At 43.1% G+C, this 917-nt stretch carries 1 protein-coding gene and 1 pseudogene; both read left to right on the top strand.

The annotated features are described in order from the left end of the window. Window positions 1-694: high frequency lysogenization protein HflD (hflD, locus tag B4F08_RS16905; protein ID WP_291375487.1), on the top strand; the 694-nt coding region annotated here is incomplete at its 5' end. Window positions 695-751: 57 nt separating this feature from the next. After that, window positions 752-917, top strand: a pseudogene (locus B4F08_RS16900) (adenylosuccinate lyase); the annotation flags it as partial.

Raw genomic sequence — 917 nt, 5'->3', positions numbered from 1 at the left:
CGAACGCCAAAACCGAGCGTTGGCGTTGGCGGCTGTGTTTCAGTCTGCGCAACTAACGCATATGACCGCCTTGAGCGGTCAGCAAAGTATTGGGGAAAGCGGTAACTTCTATTTAGAGCAGTTGATTAAAGCCAGTTTAAATATCCGACCAAAGGGCAACCAAAGCGGACAAACCTTAGACTTCTTTCATCAATTAGCGGACATCTCCTTAGGACTGAAAACCTTAGAAAGTAGCATTACCCAACCCTTTAATACCTCACCCAAAACTCGAATTCCTAAATTATCCACTACTAAACTTCCCATGACCTATGCCATGGCACTCTTACAATTAGAAAAGAAAGTGTATAGCAACCCCAAATTCGTTGAAATTATTGAACAGTCCCAACAAAAAATTTTAAGACAGCTTTCTTTTTTCGATAATAACTATTTGCACCCAAGCATCATTGCTAACCTCGCACAAACCTACGTCGACACCGCAGGACAAATTAACCCACGCATTATGGTGCGAGGCAATGCAGAAGCATTTAAAGATTCATCACATACCAACCGCATTCGTGCTTCCCTCTTTACAGGCTTACAATTGGCACATTTATGGCGTCAGCTCGGTGGAAGTTCATGGGGCATGGTGTTTAGCAAACGCAAATTGCTTAAAGATATTCAAGATCTCGCTCGTTTACAGTATCAGGTGATTTAACACATGATCGACGGGCTTTTTAGTTTTACGTTTAATTCCAAAGTTTAAGGAATCGCTATGAACGCTTTAACCGCACTTTCTCCATTAGATGGACGCTACGCTAGCAAATGTGATGCGCTTCGTCCTTTCCTCTCTGAGTTTGGTTTAATCCATGCTCGTGTGACTGTTGAAGTGCGTTGGTTACAAGCGCTTGCAAACCGTCCAGAAATCACTGAAGTGCCTG

This window comes from Acinetobacter sp. UBA6720 (assembly GCF_002454215.1).
Lineage (GTDB): Bacteria > Pseudomonadota > Gammaproteobacteria > Pseudomonadales > Moraxellaceae > Acinetobacter.
This window is presented reverse-complemented; position numbering and strand designations above follow the sequence as displayed.